This is a genomic window from Cupriavidus sp. FW305-27 (assembly GCF_058787995.1).
The window spans coordinates 1-19,260 of record NZ_JBYTAG010000076.1 but is presented as its reverse complement, the minus strand read 5'-3'; the positions used below and the strand labels follow the sequence as shown (position 1 = coordinate 19,260).

Genomic DNA, 19,260 nt, shown 5'->3' with positions numbered 1-19,260 from the left:
TAATAAGAACAAGGAGAAAGAGACGTGGACTTTATCGATGAAGTAAGAGCACTCGCATCTCGCGTTGCTGCGGCGAAGGATATGTTGCAGACCGAAGAAGCAACCAAGAATGCCATGGTAATGCCATTCATTCATCTTCTTGGCTACAACGTTTTTGACCCGCTGGAGGTCACACCGGAACTCATCGCCGATGTCGGAACCAAGAAGGGCGAGAAGGTTGACTATGCAATCCTCAGGGATGGGAAGCCAATCATGCTCTTTGAATGCAAGAAGAGCGGTGGAGATCTCCATATTAATCATGCAAGCCAGCTCTTTCGGTACTTCCATGTTACGGAGGCTCGGTTCGGCGTCCTGACAAACGGTCTTACTTACCGCTTCTTCACGGACCTTGAAAAACCAAACAAGATGGATGAGAAGCCGTTCTTCGAATTCAGTATCCTGGATTTTAGGGATCAGGATGTAGAAGAACTTAAGAAGTTTGCCAAGTCAAATTTTGACCTTGAAAACATTCTTACAACTGCGAACCATCTTAAGTACACCCGTGCGATCAAGAATACTCTCGGCGAGTGGATGTCCAATCCGCCGGAAGAGTTTGTCCGAATGGTGTCTGCCGATTTTCTGGCGGGGAAGCAGTTTAGGGCGGCGGTTAAAGATCAGTTCACGCAGATCACTAAGCATGCTTTTCAACAACTAATTGCCGATAAGATCAACGAACGCCTGAAGGGTGCCATGACGCCGGAGCCATCATTGACACCGGTGCGTGACTCTGAACTGGCCGCTACGGAGCTCTCCGCAGTCAGTGAACCATCGGTCGTCGAGATGGAGGCATTCCAGATCATCAGAGCAATCTTGCGGCCCATCGTGGCTCCTGCGCGTGTCGCAATACGGGACGCTGCCAGCTACTGCGCGATTCTGTTCGACGACAATAATCGCAGGCCGATCTGCCGGCTACGGTTCAACAACGAATCTCGGCTGGTCATTGGCCTCTTTGGTGAAAACAAGGAAGAAGAGCGCATTCCGCTGAAGAGTCTTGATGACATCTTCGACCACTCCGACCGGCTACAGGCATGCGTCAGCTCATATCTTCAACCATCCGAAGGATGAAGATCTGAACACTCGGTGCCGGCTGCCGGGAGCGGAGACGGTCTCGGCGACCGAGAGGGTGCAACGGGTGCCGCTGTTGTACGCGGGGCCCGCTTTCCCAAACTGGCGAGGCGGTGGAATCGGCCACGCTAGGGCACCGCGGTCGGGCAAGCGCGGCCTACGTGGATGCTTCTGGTCGGTCATCCGCCCTGACGGGAAACTCTGTGCGACAGGGGGGTGTTGGGTAGCGACAGACATCCCTGCCGCCAGCGTCGGCCTGGCCCCACCATCCCATTCCCGGAAAGTGCCGTAATCCACGCCGCAACCAGCCTTGTGGCGGTGGCACGGTCATTGCGCAATGGACAGCGAGCGCGGCGCCGCGGCTCGTTGTGCCACCAGCCAGCAATGGCTTCCCGGAGAACCCCGATGTACACCCGACCCCAATGCCAGACAGGGCAGGCCGCGCCGCGCCCGCCCGCAATCCTGCACCGCTCGCGCCAGGCCATGGCGCTGCTGCGTGTGCTGGGCTTATGCATCAACAGTGTCGCCTGCGCCCAGTCCGAAGCGCCGCAGGCTGCAGCGCCTGCCGTGCAGGCCGTGACGCCGGAACAGAAGTTTGCGCCCGGATACCTGGAGGCCGTTGCCACCGGTTATGACAATGGGTTGGCCTTGCGGGAGCCGGAAGGCCTCGCGCCGCTGAGGCTGCCGCGCGAGGCGCGCAGCGCGCCGGCGCCAGGCGCCGTGCCGGTTGCCATGCCAGCGGCGGTGCGGCCGCAGCCGGCGCGCTGACCTGGCGGGGCTCCCGGGAGCAGGGTGGCGAAACAAGTGGCGCAGTGCGGCCTTTAGCGCCTGACCTGTTCCTGTTCGTCCCGCCCTGCCGACATGAAGTCGTTCGGGAAGGCTGGGGTATTTGAGTTCAGGCCTGGGGTGACGCGGTCCAGTCTTCGATGCGCAGGCCCGGATACGTCGCAAAGTCGCGCACGTTGCGCGTGACCACTGTCAGATCCTCCGCAATGGCATGGGCGGCAATCAGCTTGTCCATGACATCTGCCTTGCGTTCGTGCCTGGCGGCACGAATCGGGCCGTAGGCGCGCGCGGCTTCGGCGTTCAGCGGCAGCACTGGGACCCGCGCGACCAGCCCGTGCAACGCGCGCCGCGCAGCCTCCGGATTGCCCGAGGCGGTTACACCGTATTCGAGTTCGGCCAGGGTGATCGCAGACAGCACCACATCGCCCTCGAAGCATTGTGCAAAGCGTTCGGCCACCTGGGGCGGCTGGTGCTTCATCAGGTAGATGCACATGTTGGTGTCGAACATATACCTGGCCATCAGAATCCCTCCCGCTCAGCCTGCTCCTGGTCGCCGCGGCCTTGTGCCATGAAGTCGGCCGGGAACGCGGCGAAGGCGTCGAGCAGGCCCGTCAGGCGCTGTCGCACGGGGCGGATCCGCAACTCATCGCCGATCCGCTCGATTTCCAGCTGCATATCGGTGTCGGGGTAGGCCAGTTCCGCGGGAATGCGCACCGCTTGGGAGTTTCCGTTACGGAAGATCCGGGTGAAAGGCATTGTGGTTTCCATGTACATCCTTGTCGGTACGAGCATAGCACCATCCAATCAGAAGTACATCTGCGTGTGTACGTCCATAATTCTCAATCTCGTCTGTCATTACCTACAATTCGTCACACTGGTAATTCCCCGCCCAATGGACATCGATCTCGCCCGCACCTTCCTGCAAGTCGTCCGCACCGGCAGCCTGCTGGCCGCGGCTGACAAGCTGCATGTCACCCAGACCGCCGTGACCGCGCGCATCAAGAGCCTGGAATCGCAGCTCAACTGCCGCCTGTTCGAGCGCAACAAGGCGGGCGCACGGCTGACGCCCGATGGTCAGCGCTTTCTCGGCTACGCCAGCCAGCTGGTGCAGACCTGGGAGGCGGCCTGCCGCGAGCTGCCGTTGCCGGCCGGGCTGGCCAGCCTGTTTCGTTTCGGTACGGAAATCAGCCTGGGCAACCCGCTGGTGCTGCTGTGGACCACGCGCCTGCGCCAGCTGATGCCGGCGCAGGCGGTGCGGGCGGAAGTGGGGGAAGGGGCGGAGCTGCAGCGCAAGCTGCAGTCAGGCACGCTGGATGCGGCGCTGGTCTACCAGCCGGAGTACGCGCCCGGCATGCATGTCGAGGCGCTGATGGAAGAGAAGCTGATCCTGATCCGCTCGACGCAGCGCGACGGCGGCTATGTCTATATCGACTGGGGACCGGAATTCCGCCGCCAGCATGACAGCGCGCTGCCGGAGCATGCGCGCGCCTCGCTGTACTTCAACCTGGGGCCGCTGGCGCTGCAGTACATCCTGCAGTTCGGTGGCAGTGGGTATTTCCGGACACGCGTGGTGCAGAGCTACCTGGACAGCGGGGTGCTGGCGCGCGTGGAAGGCGCGTCAGAGTTCTCTTATCCGGTATTCCTCGTCTGCGCCAGGACCCCCGCAGGGGCGTCGCAGGATGCCGTGCGCATCCTGCGTGACATCGTGCGCGAAGAATCCGACTGGTCGCAGCGCTGGGATTTCCCGCAATAGCGCAAAGCGGTCAGATCCGGACCGGCACCAGTTGGCCCATCGGGCCGGACACGGCCACCAGGCGCCATTGCCGCACGCGCCCCACCCGGCGGCCGCGCCCGCCGCGCGGCGGGCGCGGTTCCAGCCCGGCAAAGCGGCCATGCCGCTGCGCGCGTTCGAACACCGGCTCGGGCACCCGGGTCCCGATCAGCCAGGTGACGGTGCCTCCCAGCGCCACCAGTGCCAGCGCCAGGGCGATCCAGAGGACGGCTTCCATGTTCCCCGCTCCATCGAATAGGTATCTGTGCTTCCAGTATTTTGCAAAGCGTTCCGGCGGGTAAATGAAAGTTATTTCCACTTCATATCAATAAAATTGCATTCAAGCTGGCTTCTCCTTCAAACCTGGGCCGTTCGGCTGCGGGAGGAAAAATCATCCTTTCCGACGAATCTCATAGACGCTGCACGGCAGACACTCAGCCGGTCACTCTCAAAAACACCAGGAGACCCCGCATGCAACGCCTGATCTTCGAAGCCGAACACGACGCCTTCCGCGAATCCGCCCGCCGCTTCTACCAGCGCGAGGTGGGGCCGCACGGCGAGCGCTGGCGCGAACAGGGCTGCGTGGACCGCGAAGTGTTCCGCAAGGCCGGCGAGCAGGGCTACCTGCTGATGTGGGCCGACGAGAAATACGGCGGCGCCGGCGTGGAGGATTTCCGCTATGAGCAGATCCTGATCGAAGAGAATGCGCGCCACGGCGACTCGGGCTTTTTCGGCACGCTGCACTCGCGGCTGGTGGCGCCGTATATCGGCCGCATCGGCAACGAGGAACAACGCCAGCGCCTGCTGCCGGCGGCCGCGCGCGGCGAGTCGATCTTTGCCATTGCCATGACCGAGCCGCAGGCGGGATCCGACCTGGCCGGCATGCGCACGCGTGCCGAGGACCACGGCGACCACTGGGTGCTGAACGGCGCCAAGACCTATATCTCGAACGGCCAGCTGGCCGACTACGTGGTGGTGGTCGCGCGCACTGATCCGGAGCGCAGCCATGGCCTTGGCCTCTTTATCGTCGAGCGCGGCATGCCCGGCTTCGAGCGCGGGCGCAAGCTGCGCAAGATGGGCCTGCACTCGCAGGACACCTCGGAGCTGTTCTTCGACAACGTCAAGGTGCCCAAGGCCAACGTGCTGGGCGAGCCCGGCCAGGGCTTCCGCTACCTGACGCGCCACCTGGCCGAAGAGCGGCTGATTGGCGCCTGCGGCTACATGGCGTCGGCGCAGGTGGCGTTCGACCTCACGCTGGACTATGTCAAGGAGCGCAAGGCCTTCGGCCGGGCCATCGGCACGTTCCAGAACTCGCGCTTCAAGCTTGCCGAACTGCGGGCGCAGCTGGATGCGCTGCAGACCTTCGTCGACCAGTGCGTGCTGCAGCACAACGCAGGCACGCTGACCGTGGAGACGGCGGCGTCGGCCAAGCTGCTCACGTCGGAACTGCAGGGGCGCATGGTCGACGAGGGCGTGCAGCTGCATGGTGGCGCCGGCTATATGGAGGAGTACCGCATCTGCCGCATGTACACCGACGCGCGCATCTCGCGCATCTACGCCGGCAGCAGCGAGATCATGAAGGAGATCATCGGCCGCAGCCTGGGGCTGGATGACCGCATGAAGGGGTAAGCCGCCGGCAGTGCAGACGGCACGGCCGGTAACGGCCGTGCCGTTTTTCATGGTTTTCCGATTGGCTAGGGTTTTCGCGCAGTTAAAGGCTTTTGTCAGCTTTATGAAAGCCGTTTGTAATGCGATTCGGTTTGAATGCGTGCGGGAGATCGTGTCCGGTGGCGTCTGATGCACCAGGACAGCGGGCGAGGGCGCACCAGGACAGCCACGCTTCGCGGCCGCATTGGCGGGATCAGGGTCGGATGAATATTTGCCGCCCTGGTGCACCGTTCGGCGAGCACGGTCGTTTACCGCAGACCGTTGTCGAACCGAGCCTGACTGACCGTGCCTTTTGTCTTTTCCCGTATTGCCGTAGGTGCCCTGCTGCTACTGGGGGTTCTGGCCCGGCCCGCGGCAATCCTTGCCGCCGAAGGCCCCGCCGATCCGCTTCCTTCCGCTGATTCCGCAGATGCTGCCGGTCCTTGCGTGCCGCCGCCGGCGGGCGCGACGCTGACCCTGGCGCAGGCGCGCCTGGACGCACTGCGCTGCAACCGCGACATCATCGCCGCCCGCCGCGGCGTCGAAGCCAGCCAGGCGGACATACAGATCGCTTCGCAGCGGCCCAATCCGGTGCTGAGCCTGGGCGTGACCAATATCAACCCGCATGCCGGCATCGGCTCGGGCAACCTGCGCAGCAAGACCGTGGATTCCACCCTGCGCGTGGACCAGCTGATCGAGACCGCCAACAAGGGCGGCCTGCGCGTGGACGCCGCGCGCAAGGCCAGCGCGGCCGCCGGCGAAGTGGTGCAGGCGGTGGTGGCGCAGCAGAGCGCCGCCGCGGAGCAGGCTTTTTATGACGCGGTGGTCAGTCAGGAGCGCGTGGCGGTGTTCAAGGAGATGCTGGCGCTCTACGACCGCACGCGCCAGGCCAGCGAGACCCGCCTGAAGGCCGGCGACGTCTCGCGCGCCGACGTGACCAAGCTGCAGCTAGACGCGCTGCGCGCGCAGAGCGACATGCGCCAGGCCATGACCGACCACGCGCGCGACAAGGCCCAGCTGGCGCAGGCCATGGGCGTGCCCGGCACCCTTGCCGGCAACCGGCTGGTGCCGGACTGGCCGCCGCTGGATACGCCCGTGCCGCAGGTCGATCCCGACACATTGCAGCGCCGCCCCGACGTAACAGCGGCCGAGGCCCGCCTGGCCGCGGCCGCCGCCGCGCGCGACCTGGCGCGCGCCGGCCGCGTGCCCGACGTGACCGTCGGCGCGCAGGCTGAGCACTATCCGGTTTCCGCCACCAATACCAACGGCAGCGGCAACAGCTACGGCGTGTTCCTGACGATCCCGCTGTACGTGCGCCACAGCAACGGCGGCGAGGCCCGCCGCGCCGAGGTGGACTACTACGCCGCGCTGGACGACCGCAACCGCGTGCTGCTGGAAGCCGGCAATGAGATGGAACGGCTGCGCAGCCAGCTCGAAGCCGCGCGCCAGTCACTGCGGCAGATGCGCGACGACGTGCTGCCCGCCGCCGAAAGCGTGGCCGGCAGCGCCGAGTTTGCCTACGGCAAGGGCGCCACCGGCGTGCTCGACCTGCTCGATGCCCGCCGCGCGCTGCGCCAGACCCGGCTCGATGCCGTCAGCGCCCAGGGCGATTACGCCAAGGCCCTGTCGGCCTACCGCGCCGCGCTGCAGACCTCCACGACCGGCACTGCGACAAGCTCGCGTCCCTGAACCGCAGTCCCAGCGAATCCAATGCACTCCCTCCTGTCACGCATGTCCCGCCGCATGTCTTCCGTCCATTTCCCCGCCGGCCTGCCCGCACGGTTTGCTGCCCTGTCCCTGTGCGCGCTGGCGCTGGCCGCCTGCGGCAAGTCTGAAGCGCCCAAGGCCGATGACGATCCCAAGGTCAGCGGCAATACCATCCAGTTCCCGGCCAGCGTGAAGACGCTGCCGGGCATCGCCGGCGAAGCCGCCAGGACCGGCGGCGAGCGCATGCTGAGCCTGCCCGGCCGGCTGGTGTGGAACGAGGACAAGACCGTGCGCGTGTCGACGCCGTTTGCCGGCCGCGTCACCGAGATCCTGGTGCAGCCCGGCGCCACCGTGAAAGCGGGCCAGCCGCTGGCCAGCCTGACCTCGCCCGATTTCGGCGTGGCCCAGGCCGATGCGCGCAAGGCCGCCGCCGACAGCGCGGTCGCGGCCAAGGCGCTGGCACGGCAGCGCGAGCTGTACGGCGCCGGCATCATCGCGCAGAAGGAGCTGGAGCAGGCGCAGGCCGACGCCGCGCGCGCCGCGGCGGACCTGCAGCGCACCCAGGCGGCGCTGGCCCAGTACGGCGCGGCCGCGGGCGGCGCGGGCGCCTCAGGCATCGTAAACCAGCGCTTTCCGCTGCGCAGCCCGATCGACGGCCTGGTGGTCGAACGCAACATCAACCTCGGCATGGAGCTGCGCCCCGACCAGCCGCCCGCCGCGCCGTTGTTCCTGGTGACCGATCCGACCACGCTGTGGGCGCAGGTCGATGCGGGCGAGGCCGACCTGAGCCTGTTCAAGCCGGGCGTGGACGTGCAGCTCACCACCGCTGCCTGGCCCGGCGAGGCCTTCTCCGGCACCGTGGTCAAGATCGCCGACTATGTCGATCCCACCGCGCGCAGTATCAAGGTGCGGCTGAACGTGCCCAACCCGGAGCGGCGCCTGAAGGCAGAGATGTTCGTCACCGCGAAGCTGCCGGCCGCGTCGTTCAAGGGCATCGCCGTGCCGTCCAAGGCCGTGTTCCTGGCCGACAACCGCAATTATGTGTTCGTGCGCACCGCCGCCAATACCTTCGAGCGCCGCCTGGTGCGCGTGGGCGTGACGCTGCCCGGCACCACCGAGCTGCTTGAAGGCGTGAAGGACGGCGAGACCGTGATCACCGACGGCAACCTCTACCTGCAGGACATCCTGCGCGATGCCACTGCCGTGAACGCGGCGCGTGCGTCCGAGAAGAAGTGAGGACGGCCGCCACATGATTTCGCGCATCGTCAGCTTTGCCCTGCACCAGAAGCTCTTTGTCTGGCTGGGCCTGCTTATCTTCGTCGGGGGCGGCCTGGCTGCATTCAAGAACCTGCCGATCGAAGCTTTCCCGGATGTCTCCGACATCCAGGTCAACGTCATCACGCTGTACCCGGGCCGCGCCGCCGAAGAGGTGGAGCGCCAGGTGACCATCCCCATTGAAACCGCGCTGGCCGGAACGCCCAACGCGGTGCGGGTGTTCTCGCATACGCAGTTCGGCCTGTCGTTCATGATGGTGACCTTCAACGACCGCGCCACCGACGTGACCGCGCGCCAGCAGATCCTGGAGCGCCTGCGCAGCGTGGACCTGCCCGACGGCGTGCATCCGGACCTGGCGCCGCTGTCCACCGCGATCGGCGAGATCTACCGCTTCCGCCTGGCCGGCAAGGGCTATACCGCGCAAGAGCTGCGCACGCTGCAGGACTGGGTGGTGGAGAAAAACCTGCGCCAGGTGCCGGGCGTGGCCGACCTGGTCACCATCGGCGGAACCATCAAGCAGTACGAGGTCAATCCCAACCTGGCGCGCATGCGCGATGCCAAGATCTCGCTGTCGCAGCTGTTCACCGCGCTGCAGCGCGCCAACGCCAATGCCGGCGGCGGCGCCGTGGCGCACGGCCGGCAACAGTTCCTGCTGCGCTCGCTGGGCAGTTTCCGCACCTCGGCCGATATCGCCAACGTGGTGGTGGCCGAGAACCAGGGCACCCCGATCCTGGTCAAGGACATCGCCGACGTGAGGGTCGGCAGCGCGCCGCCGCAGGGCCTGATGGGCCAGGACGACGAGGACGACATCGTCTCGGGCATCGTGGTGATGCGCAAGGGCGAGAACCCGTCGCTGGTGCTGGAGGCGCTGAAGAAGAGAATCGACCTGCTGGACGACCAGATCCTGCCCAAGGGCGTGAAGATCGTGCCGTACTACGATCGCTCCACGCTGATCGACAAGACCCTGCACACCGTGTTCGGCAACCTGGTGGAAGGCGCGCTGCTGGTGATGGCGGTGCTGTACCTGTTCCTGGCCAACGTGCGCGCCGCGGCGATCGTGGCGCTGATCATCCCGCTGGCGCTGCTGTCGACCTTCATCGGGCTGACCTGGGTGGGTATTCCAGCCAACCTGCTGTCTCTTGGCGCGATGGACTTCGGTATCATCGTCGACGGCGCGGTGATCGTGGTTGAGAATATCTTCAAGCGGCTGGGCGAGCTCAAGGCGCAGCAGATCAAGGACAGCAAGGCGCGCCTGCATGCCATCCTGCAGGCCACCACGGAAGTGGGCCGTCCGACCGTGTTCTCGATGGTCATCATCATTGCGGCGCACATCCCGATCTTCACGCTGCAGCGGCACGAGGGCAAGATCTTCGCGCCGATGGCCTACACGGTCACGGGCGCGCTGATCGGCTCCCTGATCCTCTCGCTGACGCTGGTGCCGCTGCTGTGCCACCTGCTGCTCACCAGGAACATCGCGCACGACGACAACTTCATCGTGCGCCACTGCAAGCGGCTCTATGAGCCGATGCTGGCCTGGGCGCTGGACCATAAGAAGCTGGTGGTGGGTTCGGCGCTGGGCCTGCTGGTGGTGACCGTGGGCGTGGGCAAGTTCCTCGGCAGCGAGTTCCTGCCCGAGCTGGACGAAGGCTCGATGTGGGTCAGCTTCGACCTGCCGGCATCGGTCTCGATCGACGAGGCGCGCGACCAGGCGCGGCTGCTGCGCAGCGTGATCCGCAAGACCCCGGAGGTCAACACCACCATCTCCAAGGTGGGCCGCCCCGACGACGGCACCGATCCCAAGCTGATCAACACCGTCGAGATCCTGGTGGACCTGAAGCCCGAGAAGCAATGGCGCGACGGCTTCAACAAGCGCGCCATCATCGGCGAGATCGACAAGAACCTGCGCCAGCTCCCCGGCATCGAGCCCAATTTCTCGCAGCCGGTGCGCGACAACATCCTGGAGAGCATCTCGCAGATCAAGGGCCAGATCGTGATCAAGGTGCAGAGCGACAGCCTGGAGCAGAACAAGAAGGTGGCCGACCAGATCCTGGCCAACGTGCAGACGGTCAAGGGCGTGATGCGCGCCTTTATCGACCGTGACGGCGAACTGCCGCAGTACGTGCTGGAGTTCGACCGGGCCCAGGCCGCGCGCTACGGCATCAATGTCGCCGACGTGCAGGACCTGATGGAAACCGCGCTGGCCGGCAAGGCCGCGACCGAGCTGTGGGAAGGCGAGAAGCACTTCAGCGTGGCCGTGCGCCTGAAGCCGTCGGAGCGCGCGCTGCCGAACCTGCCCAATATCTTCATGCAGACCGCGGACGGCGCGCAGGTGCCGCTGTCGCAACTGGTGACGTTCCGCGCGGCATCCGGCGCGATGAACATCAGCCGCGAGAACGGCCAGCGCACCACCTCGATCGGCATCTTTATCCGCGACCGCGACATGGGCAGCGTGGTCAAGGACATGCAGAAGCTGGTGGCGAAGAACGTCAAGGCCGACGACGTCAAGATCAGCTGGTCGGGCGAGTTCGAGAACCAGGAGCGCGCCATGGCGCGGCTCTCGATCGTGGTGCCGCTGTCGGTGCTGGTGATCTTCCTGCTGCTGTTCAATGCGTTCAAGTCGTTCAAGAGCGCCACGCTGATCATCTCGAACATCCCGTTCGCGCTGATCGGGGGCGTGTTCGCGCTGTTCCTGACCGGCATCCCGCTGTCGGTGTCGGCGGCGATCGGCTTTATCGCGCTGTTCGGCCAGGCGGTGCTCAATGGCGTGGTCATGGTCACCTACTTCAACCAGCTGCGCGATGAAGGCATGCCGGTGCGCCAGGCGGTGCTGACCGGCTCGATGGACCGGCTGCGCACGGTGCTGATGACCGCGCTGCTGGCCATGCTGGGTTTGTTCCCGATGGCGATCTCTCGCGCCATCGGCTCGGAGACGCAGCGCCCGCTCGCCATCGTCATCATCGGCGGGCTGATCACCGCCACCATGCTGACGCTGATCGTGCTGCCCACCTTGTATGAATGGATGGTGGGGCGCAACTGGCCGGACGAAGAGGGCGAAGCGCCTGACGAGAACCGGTTGACGCCGTCGATTCTGGGCTGACGACCGCCCTGACTTCACTGGCAATTTGCGCCCCTCTCCCGCTGCGCGGGAGAGGGGCGCCTTGTTCTGCGGCACGCATGCTCGCCCGCCGTCGCGCACATGACGCGCTGACCGCACCATCCCCCCTCCAGCAACCAGGTGCATGCCCCGCCGCGTGCCTCGCCCGCATTGCAATGTCGGAATAGTCTGACGCGCCTTTCGGAACCGGACGCCTGCTTCCCATACCCCCCCGGGCCTACTCTGTACTTACGGCATGGCCAGCAGCATAGCCGCCGGCCTCTCATGCGTACCTTTACGCAATCACCCGGAAAGGAGATCGACATGTTGAAGAAATGGCTGACCGCAGCAGTGTGTTCGATGATGGTTGCCGCACCGGCGGGATTTGCGCTGGCGCAGATGACCGCACCAACAACCGCGTCCGGAACGACTGCAACCGGGGCAAGGGCAGACTATGACGCCGCGGTGAAGCAGGCTGATGCGGACTACAAGGCTGCCTCCGCCAAGTGCAATGGCATGAAGGACAACGCCAAGGACGTCTGCAAGGCCGAGGCCAAGCGCGACCGCGATGTGGCCAAGGCCCAGGCCGAAGCCCGCCGCGACGGCACGCAGAAGGCGACCGCCAAGGCCGAGAAGACCAAGGCTGACCGCGACTATGACGTAGCCAAGGAAATGTGCGACGACAAGAAGGGCAACGACAAGGACGTCTGCAAGAAGGACGCCAAGGCCGCCCATGAAAAGGCACTGATGGCTGCCAAGGTCGACAAGGCCGCGGCGACCGGTTCGCGTGCCGACGTGGCGGAAGCCCGCGCCGACGCGAAGAAGGACGCCACCGACGCCGCCTACAAGGCCGACAAGGAACGCTGCGACGCGATGTCGGGCGATGCCAAGGACAAGTGCCAGGCCGATGTGAAGGCCAAGTACGGCAAGTAAGCCTTCGCGGCATCCCGCCAGCATTGGCGGGCCACGCACCGCACCACCCGCAAGGGGACGCCTCCAATGCGCCCCCTTGCCACCGGATGAAGGAGCATGAGATGAACTGGGACCAGATCGAAGGCAAGTGGGAACAAGCGAAGGGCAAGATCAAGGAGAAGTGGGGCAAGCTGACCGACGACGACATCGCGCAGATCAACGGCAAGCGTGACCAGCTTGCCGGCCGCATCCAGGAGCGCTATGGCTACACCAAGGAGCGCGCCGAGGAAGAAATGAAGGATTGGGAACGGGACACGCGCTGGTAAGCAATGCGTGGCAGCTAGGCAAGGCGGGACGCCAGCGGGCGTCCCGCCTTGCTTTTTGCGTGCGGCGCGTGCTCGGAACCTGGCACCCCCGGAACGAGGGGTATGCCGGCGCGTATCGCACAGCATTAAGCGCGGATTAGCTCTGAATGCAACCGAATGATGCACGCGCCACCCGCGCAGGGCATAACATGTCGCGTCGCCGACCCTGCCATCCGCCCGGCTTGCCTTCGCGCTCCGCATGTACGCAGCCTTGCCCGCCTTCGTCTCGTCGATCTTCCTCGGTTACGGCCTCTATGTGCTGGTGACCAAGGGCGTGACGCGCGTCTCCACTTCGTTCTTCCTGCTGTGCGTGACCACCTTCGCCTGGCAGGGCACGTGGGTGTTCCTGTTCCAGGCCTCGCATCCCGATGTGTCGCTGATGCTGGCCCGGCTCGGCTACCTCTTCATCCTGTTCCTGCCGACCACCTTCTACCACTTCATCGCCGAAGTCACCGAGTGCCGCCGCGAGCGGCCGTTGCTGCTGGCCTCGTACGGCCTGAGCCTGGTGCTGGCGGTGCTGCTGCTGACCACCGACCAGGTGGTCTCCGGCTACTACAGCTATTTCTTTGGCGACTATCCCAGGGCCGGCCCGCTGCATCCGCTGCACCTGGTGCAGACGGTGCTGGTGGCGCTGCGCAGCGCCTGGCTGCTGGTGGCGGCGCGGCGCAATGCAACCGCCGAACGCCGCAAGCGCTACAAGCTGTGCCTGGTGGCGGTGGCGCTCTATTCGCTGGCGGCGGTGGACTACGCCGTCAACTATGGCGCGGCCTTCTATCCGCCGGGCGTGGTGTTCGTGGCGGCAAGCCTGGGCATCCTGGCGGTCAGCGTGGTGCGCTACGACCTGATGCATCCGTATTCGCTGGCCGCCACCGTGGCGCACGAGGTGCGCACGCCGCTGGCGACCATCCGCATGCAGGCGCAGGAGCTGGCGCGCACCTGGCCGCAGGTGCTGCATGGCTACCGGCTGGCGGTCCAGCAGGGGCTGTGCGAGGACCGCATGCGGCCCGGGCAGCTTGAGCGCGTGTCGAGCCTGGTCGGCGCCATCACGCGGGAAGTCGATGGCACCAGCACCGTGATCGACATGGCGCTGGCCTCGGTCACGCTGGAGCGGCTGGACCGCAGCAGCTTTGCCCCGCACGGCATTGCCGACTGCGTGCATGCGGCGCTGGAGCGCTACCCGTTCCAGGGCGAGGAGCGCGGCTGCGTGCAGGTGCGCGGCATCGACCAGGGCTGGCGCTTTGTCGGCTCCGACACGCTGCTGGTCTACGTGCTGTTCAATCTGCTGAAGAACGCGCTGCATGCGATCCGCGCGGCCGGCGGCGGCCGCATCGACATCACCGGCGCGACCGAGGGCCAGTACCACGTGATCCGCTTTCGCGACACCGGCCCGGGCATTGCGGCCGACGTCATGCCGCGCATCTTCGATCCGTTCTTCTCCACCAAGGCGCATGGCACCGGTGCCGGCCTCGGCCTGGCCTTCTGCCGGCGCGTGATCGAGACCTTCGGCGGGCGCATTGAGTGCGAGTCGGTGCCGGCCGTGCATACCACCTTTACCCTCAGCCTGCCGCGCTTCACCGCCATGGCCGACAGCCGGCTGCGCACCAGCACCGCCGGCTGAGCCACGGCCGGCGGTGCCGGATTCAGACCCGCGCGGGGTCAGCCGCGCCTGGCTCAGCTGGCCAGTGCCGGCAGCGCCAGTTCATATTCCCTGACCCGTTCGATGATGCCCGCCGGAAAGCGCGTGATGCGCTTTTGCCGGTCGGCGAAGACGATCTGCTGGTAGCCCAGCGACACCGGCTTGCCCCCCACGCAGAAGCGGAACAGCAGGTAGGCCGAGCACTGCCGGACCTGGAAGGTGTTCAGGTAGCAATCCACGCGCTGGAACGGGAACGTCTCCTCGACATACTCCTGGTGCGCGCGCTTGGTCACGAAGACGCCGCCCGCGGCCAGCAGGTTGTCGTGGATGCATTCATGGAACCAGCGCTCCCGGCAAATACCCTGCCACTCGAAATAGCGGGCGAAGTAGGTGTTCATAAAGGCATTGGAATCCTTGAGGTAGATGTCGATCGCATGGTGGAAGGTCTTGTGCGAAGCGGTCTCGAACGCGTCGGGCGCCAGTTGGGCCGCGCCGCGGTTCAGGATTTGGGGGATCACGTCTCGCATCAACATAAGTTGACTCCTTGAGATGGCTGCAAGCGGCAGCCACGCCTGCCCCCGGGAAGGTTGGGGCATGGTGGCATTCTGTCCGCTTGGGCAGTGTCAAGGTGGGCGCTGAAGTGGGGGTTGCGGCACGTTCCGGCGCGTGACGCACGGGCGACAAAAGTCCCGGAATGCACGCCCGGGCCTGGCAATACCGGAGCGGCATGGATCGGCGTTAACCCGAGTAGTCTAGGTTTATAGACTTTTATATAGTCGTCCGGCCAGGCTGCCTCCGGGCGGCCCACGCCTCGCCCTTTTTCCCCGACGTTCACCGGCGTTTCCCAACCTCCCTTGCCGCATGGCAGACACCACGTCCAGCGAACTCCTCGCGCGCAGCCGCCAGCCGGTCTACCTGCAGCTGGCCACCATCTTCCGCCGCCAGATCGAAAGCGGCGCCTGGCGCGAGGGTGAGCGCATCCCGTCGCTGGAAGAGCTGTGCCGCCAGTACGGCGTGGCGCGCATGACCATGCACCATGCCTTGTCGATGCTCGATGAAGAAGGGCTGGTGGCGCGCTCGCGCGGGCGCGGCACCTTCGTCAAGGCGCCGTGCCAGTCGCGGCGGCAGGTGTCGCTGTCGACCAGCTGGGACGAGGCGGTGGCGGTGGGCGCTCAGCTGGACACCGAAGCGATGGTCGAATCCGCCGGCAACGTGCCGCTGCCCGCCGATCTCGGCATGCCGTGCCCCGGTGAGCGCGCCGCCGAATACCACTTCCTGCGCCGGTTGCACCGGCTGGAAGGACGGCCGTTCGCGGTGGGCGAGGTCTATATCGAGGCCGGCGTCTTTGCGCGCGAGCCCGAGGCCTTCCGCCAGGGCGCCTCGGTGCCGGTGCTGGACCGCTTCCCCGGACTGTCGGTCAGCACCGCGCGCCAGCGCCTGTCGATCGTCGCGGCCGGGGCCGAATCCGCCGCCGCGCTGGCGCTTGCCGTGGGCGCGCCGGTGGCTGAGCTGTGCCGTTTTGCCTGTGTCCCGGGCGAGCGCGGCGAGCTGATCGTCTACTACGCACGCATCGAATTCCCGACCGACTTTGTCTGCCTGGATTTCGACCTGCTGGCGGCGCGGCCGTGCCCGGCCTGACGCCTCCCGTGCAACCAATGCCAACCTGCTGACCCAGAACCTGAGCGGAACCCGAGACATGGAAACTACCCAACCGATGAACGGCGCCGAGAGCCTGGTCAAGACCCTGCTCGCCAACGGCGTGGACACCTGCTTTGCCAACCCGGGCACCAGCGAGATGCACTTCGTCGCGGCGCTGGACCGCATCCCGGGCATGCGCTGCGTGCTGGGCCTGTTCGAAGGCGTGGTCACCGGCGCGGCCGATGGCTATGCGCGCATGGCCGGCAAGCCCGCCGCCACGCTGCTGCATTGCGGCCCGGGGCTGGCCAACGGCCTGGCCAACCTGCACAACGCGCGCCGCGCGCAGACGCCGGTGGTCAACATCATCGGCGACCAGGCCACCTACCACCGGCCGCTGGACGCACCGCTGACCGCGGATACCGAAGGCTGGGCCCGTCCGGTCTCGGTGTGGACGCGCACGGCCACGCAGGCTGCGTCCGTCGGCGCCGATGCCTCGTCCGCGGTGCAGGCCGCATGCGCCGCGCCGGGCGGGGTCGCCAGCCTGATCCTGCCTTCCGATGTGTGCTGGGATGCGGGCGGCGTGGTGGCCGCGCCGCTGCCGCCGCTGGCGGTGCCCAAGGTCTCGCCCGACGCCGTGCAGCAGGCCGCGCGCGTGCTGCGCTCGGGCCAGCCCACGCTGGTGGTGCTGGGGGGCAGCGCGCTGCGCGAGGCGCCGCTGGCCGATGCGCACCGCATTGCCGCGGCCACCGGTGCCCGCCTGATCTCGCCCATGTCCAATGCGCGCGTGTCGCGCGGCAGCGGCCGCCTGGCGGTGGACCGCGTGCCATATTCGGGCGACGTCGCGCGCGACAAGCTGGCCGGCATCCGCAACGTGATCCTGGTCGGCGCACCGGCGCCGGTGACGTTCTTTGCCTACCCGGGCAAGTCGCCGCGCCCGTATCCGGAAGATGCCGTGATCCACGTGCTGGCACGCCCGGAGGAAGACCTTGCCGAAGCGCTGGCCCGCCTGGCCGACGAGGTGGGTGCACGCAATGCACCGCTGCCGGCTGCCGTAGCGCCCGCATCCGTTGAGCCCGCCCGCGGCGCGGTCACGTCCGAGGCGGTGGCACGTACGCTGACCGCCTTGCTGCCCGAACAGGCGATCGTGGTGGAAGAGAGCATCAGCTTCGGCCGCGCCTTCTATCCGGGCACGGTCCATGCGGCCCCGCACGACTGGCTGCAGCTGACCGGCGGCGCCATCGGCGAAGGCCTGCCGCTGGCCGTGGGCGCGGCGGTGGCGGCGCCGGACCGGCGCGTGGTGGCACTGCAGGCCGATGGCTCGGCCATGTACACGCTGCAGTCGCTGTGGACCATGGCGCGCGAGCAGCTCGACGTCACCGTGGTGCTGCTGGCCAATCGCAAGTACGCCATCCTGCTGGGCGAGCTCGCGGGCGTAGGCGCCAACCCGGGCAAGACCGCGCTGGACATGCTGGATATCGGCAATCCCGACCTGGACTGGGTCAAGCTGGCCAACGGCATGGGCGTGGAGGGCGCGCAGGCCAGGGACATGGAAAGTTTTGCCGACCTGTTCCGCATGGCCAATGCGCGCAGGGGGCCGTTTGTGATCGAACTGGTGATCTGAGCGCAGCGCTTTCCGGATTCAAAAATCCAGCCTTCGGCAGATGTGAATTGTTGCAATGCACAGACTGCGGCAAGCTGATTGCTGTGCCATGGCAGGTCCATGGCGGCACCATCAAAAGTGAAGGAGACTCCATGCCCCAACAACAAGCGGCGGTGGGTCCGGACAAGGCTTACGCGGACCAGCTCGCCGCTGGCCAGTTCCGCATCCAGCATTGCCAGGACTGCAAGCGCCACGTGTTTTTCCCGCGCAATATCTGCCCGCACTGCGGCGGCGACACGCTCGCCTGGGTCGAGCCCAAGGGGACCGGCACGGTCTACTCCACCAGCGTGATCCGCCGCAAGCCGGATGCCGGCGGCGACTACAACGTGGTGCTGGTCGACCTGGATGAGGGCGTGCGCATGATGAGCCGCGTGGAAGGCATTGCGCCCGCCAGCGTGCGCATCGGCATGCGTGTGCAGGCACGCGTGGCGCAGGGCAAGGAAGGCGAGGCCGCTCTCGTCGTGTTCGATCCGGTGGAGGGCTGAGGCCATGAGTTTGTCGAATTTGCGTGGCAGCGTCGCCATCGTCGGGGTCGGCCAGGCGGGCCTGGGCGAGGCCCACGGCAAGACTGAAATGGAAATCCTGGTGGAGGCCGCCAAGGCCGCCGTCAGGGATGCGGGGCTGTCGATGCGCGACATCGACGGCATCGCCACCGCCAGCGTCGGCGCCAGCATGTGGGTGATGCCGGTGGCCGAGTACCTTGGCATCAAGCCCAAGTTTGTCGACAGCACCATGATCGGAGGCTCCAGCTTTGTCTCGCACATGCTGCCGGCGATGATGGCGCTGGAATCGGGGCAGTGCGATGCGGTGCTGGTCTGCTACGGCAGCAACCAGCGCACCTCCACGGTTGGCCGCGCCGGCATCTCCAAGGTGCGCGCGGTGCTGGACCCGCAGCCGTATGAGCACCCGTACAGCCCGCTGCAGCCGATCACGTCATATGCTCTCGCCGCGGCGCGCCATATGCACCAGTACGGCACCACGCGCGAGCACCTGGCCGAGGTCGCCGTGGCCGCGCGCAAGTGGGCGCAGCTGAATCCGGAAGCGATGATGCGAGACCCGCTCAGCATCGATGATGTGCTCAATGCGCGCATGGTGTCGGACCCGCTGTCCGTGCGTGACTGCTGCCTGGTCACCGATGGCGCCGGCGCCTATGTGATGGTGCGCGCGGACCGCGCCAGGGACCTGGCCAAGCCGCCGGTCTATGTGCTGGGCAATGCCACTGCCACGTGGCACCGGCAGATCTCGTGCATGCCGGACCTGACCGTCACGGCTGCCAAGGAATCCGGCGAGCGCGCCTTTGCCATGGCGGGGCTCAAGCCGTCGGATGTCGATGTGGCCGAGCTCTATGATGCTTTCACCATCAACACGCTGCTGTTCCTGGAAGACCTGGGTTTCTGCGCCAAGGGTGAGGGCGGCCAGTTTGTCAGCGGTGGCGGCATTGCGCCGGGCGGGCGGCTGCCGGTGAATACCAATGGCGGTGGCTTGTCATGCGTGCATCCTGGGATGTATGGGATGTTCATCACCATTGAGGCGGTGCGGCAGTTGCGTGGGGAATGTGGGGAGCGGCAGGTACGGGATGCCGAGGTTGCCGTGGTGCATGGGAATGGGGGGACGTTGTCGAGTCAGGCTACGGCGATTCTGGGGACTGGGGCGACGGTTTAAGGC

18 protein-coding genes are annotated in these 19,260 nt (G+C 66.2%); 14 read left to right on the top strand and 4 right to left on the bottom strand.

The genetic code is table 11. From position 1 onward, the window contains the following. Window positions 1-24 precede the first annotated feature (24 nt). Both AC3WRI_RS28110 and AC3WRI_RS28105 read left to right on the top strand, forming a co-directional pair. Complete coding sequence (locus AC3WRI_RS28110) at window positions 25-1,104, top strand: type I restriction endonuclease (protein ID WP_439672460.1); 1,080 nt, start codon at window positions 25-27, stop codon at window positions 1,102-1,104. 405 nt (window positions 1,105-1,509) lie between these two features. Next, entirely contained in the window at window positions 1,510-1,872 is a 363-nt protein-coding gene (locus AC3WRI_RS28105; protein ID WP_010810385.1) for a hypothetical protein, read from the top strand. Between the two features lie 127 nt (window positions 1,873-1,999). On the opposite strand, the gene AC3WRI_RS28100 is transcribed toward AC3WRI_RS28105, so the two are convergent. Next, a complete protein-coding gene (locus AC3WRI_RS28100) occupies window positions 2,000-2,410 on the bottom strand; it encodes a type II toxin-antitoxin system VapC family toxin (RefSeq protein ID WP_492294519.1) in 411 nt (136 codons plus the stop codon). Then, window positions 2,410-2,658, bottom strand: coding sequence for a type II toxin-antitoxin system VapB family antitoxin (vapB, locus tag AC3WRI_RS28095; protein WP_011616683.1), 249 nt, complete (start codon window positions 2,656-2,658; stop codon window positions 2,410-2,412). Before vapB ends, AC3WRI_RS28100 begins: the two co-directional genes overlap by 1 nt. Before the next feature lie 124 nt (window positions 2,659-2,782). On the opposite strand from vapB, the gene AC3WRI_RS28090 reads away from it, so the two are divergent. Continuing rightward, window positions 2,783-3,643: a LysR family transcriptional regulator gene (locus AC3WRI_RS28090; protein WP_058698484.1), complete on the top strand. Its 861-nt coding sequence runs from the start codon at window positions 2,783-2,785 to the stop codon at window positions 3,641-3,643. Window positions 3,644-3,653: 10 nt separating this feature from the next. Here AC3WRI_RS28090 and AC3WRI_RS28085 read toward each other — a convergent pair whose 3' ends face one another. Next, window positions 3,654-3,899 (bottom strand): hypothetical protein, encoded by a 246-nt coding sequence (locus AC3WRI_RS28085; protein ID WP_492294518.1) that lies wholly within the window; start codon window positions 3,897-3,899, stop codon window positions 3,654-3,656. A gap of 233 nt (window positions 3,900-4,132) precedes the next feature. Between AC3WRI_RS28085 and AC3WRI_RS28080 the strand changes: the two genes are divergently transcribed. The 7 genes from AC3WRI_RS28080 to AC3WRI_RS28050 all read left to right on the top strand — a co-directional run bounded on the left by AC3WRI_RS28080 (window position 4,133) and on the right by AC3WRI_RS28050 (window position 14,279). Then, on the top strand, window positions 4,133-5,290 hold the full coding sequence (locus AC3WRI_RS28080; RefSeq protein WP_010810380.1) for an acyl-CoA dehydrogenase family protein: 1,158 nt from the start codon (window positions 4,133-4,135) through the stop codon (window positions 5,288-5,290). Window positions 5,291-5,614: 324 nt separating this feature from the next. Further along, window positions 5,615-6,997 carry a TolC family protein gene (locus AC3WRI_RS28075; protein ID WP_454750395.1) on the top strand — a complete coding sequence of 461 codons (1,383 nt, stop codon included), beginning with the start codon at window positions 5,615-5,617 and terminating at the stop codon, window positions 6,995-6,997. Between the two features lie 54 nt (window positions 6,998-7,051). Then, window positions 7,052-8,251 (top strand): efflux RND transporter periplasmic adaptor subunit, encoded by a 1,200-nt coding sequence (locus tag AC3WRI_RS28070; protein WP_492294516.1) that lies wholly within the window; start codon window positions 7,052-7,054, stop codon window positions 8,249-8,251. A gap of 13 nt (window positions 8,252-8,264) precedes the next feature. After that, the gene (locus AC3WRI_RS28065) at window positions 8,265-11,387 is read left to right on the top strand and encodes an efflux RND transporter permease subunit (RefSeq protein WP_010810377.1); all 3,123 of its coding nucleotides are present in this window, start codon (window positions 8,265-8,267) and stop codon (window positions 11,385-11,387) included. 321 nt (window positions 11,388-11,708) lie between these two features. Further along, window positions 11,709-12,317 carry a hypothetical protein gene (locus AC3WRI_RS28060; RefSeq protein WP_010810376.1) on the top strand — a complete coding sequence of 203 codons (609 nt, stop codon included), beginning with the start codon at window positions 11,709-11,711 and terminating at the stop codon, window positions 12,315-12,317. 101 nt (window positions 12,318-12,418) lie between these two features. Next, entirely contained in the window at window positions 12,419-12,622 is a 204-nt protein-coding gene (locus AC3WRI_RS28055) for a CsbD family protein (RefSeq protein ID WP_010810375.1), read from the top strand. Between the two features lie 238 nt (window positions 12,623-12,860). Beyond that, a complete protein-coding gene (locus tag AC3WRI_RS28050) occupies window positions 12,861-14,279 on the top strand; it encodes a sensor histidine kinase (protein ID WP_011616688.1) in 1,419 nt (472 codons plus the stop codon). Window positions 14,280-14,332: 53 nt separating this feature from the next. Here the strand turns inward: AC3WRI_RS28050 and AC3WRI_RS28045 are convergent, their stop codons facing one another. Continuing rightward, window positions 14,333-14,830 carry an acyl-CoA thioesterase gene (locus AC3WRI_RS28045; RefSeq protein ID WP_010810373.1) on the bottom strand — a complete coding sequence of 166 codons (498 nt, stop codon included), beginning with the start codon at window positions 14,828-14,830 and terminating at the stop codon, window positions 14,333-14,335. 328 nt (window positions 14,831-15,158) lie between these two features. On the opposite strand from AC3WRI_RS28045, the gene AC3WRI_RS28040 reads away from it, so the two are divergent. The 4 genes from AC3WRI_RS28040 (at window position 15,159) to AC3WRI_RS28025 (ending at window position 19,257) form a co-directional block, all read left to right on the top strand. Further along, entirely contained in the window at window positions 15,159-15,935 is a 777-nt protein-coding gene (locus tag AC3WRI_RS28040; protein WP_492294514.1) for a GntR family transcriptional regulator, read from the top strand. A gap of 76 nt (window positions 15,936-16,011) precedes the next feature. Next, entirely contained in the window at window positions 16,012-17,556 is a 1,545-nt protein-coding gene (locus tag AC3WRI_RS28035; protein WP_010810371.1) for an acetolactate synthase large subunit, read from the top strand. 131 nt (window positions 17,557-17,687) lie between these two features. Further along, window positions 17,688-18,080 (top strand): Zn-ribbon domain-containing OB-fold protein, encoded by a 393-nt coding sequence (locus AC3WRI_RS28030; protein WP_010810370.1) that lies wholly within the window; start codon window positions 17,688-17,690, stop codon window positions 18,078-18,080. A gap of 4 nt (window positions 18,081-18,084) precedes the next feature. After that, on the top strand, window positions 18,085-19,257 hold the full coding sequence (locus tag AC3WRI_RS28025; RefSeq protein WP_010810369.1) for a thiolase family protein: 1,173 nt from the start codon (window positions 18,085-18,087) through the stop codon (window positions 19,255-19,257). Window positions 19,258-19,260 lie beyond the last annotated feature (3 nt).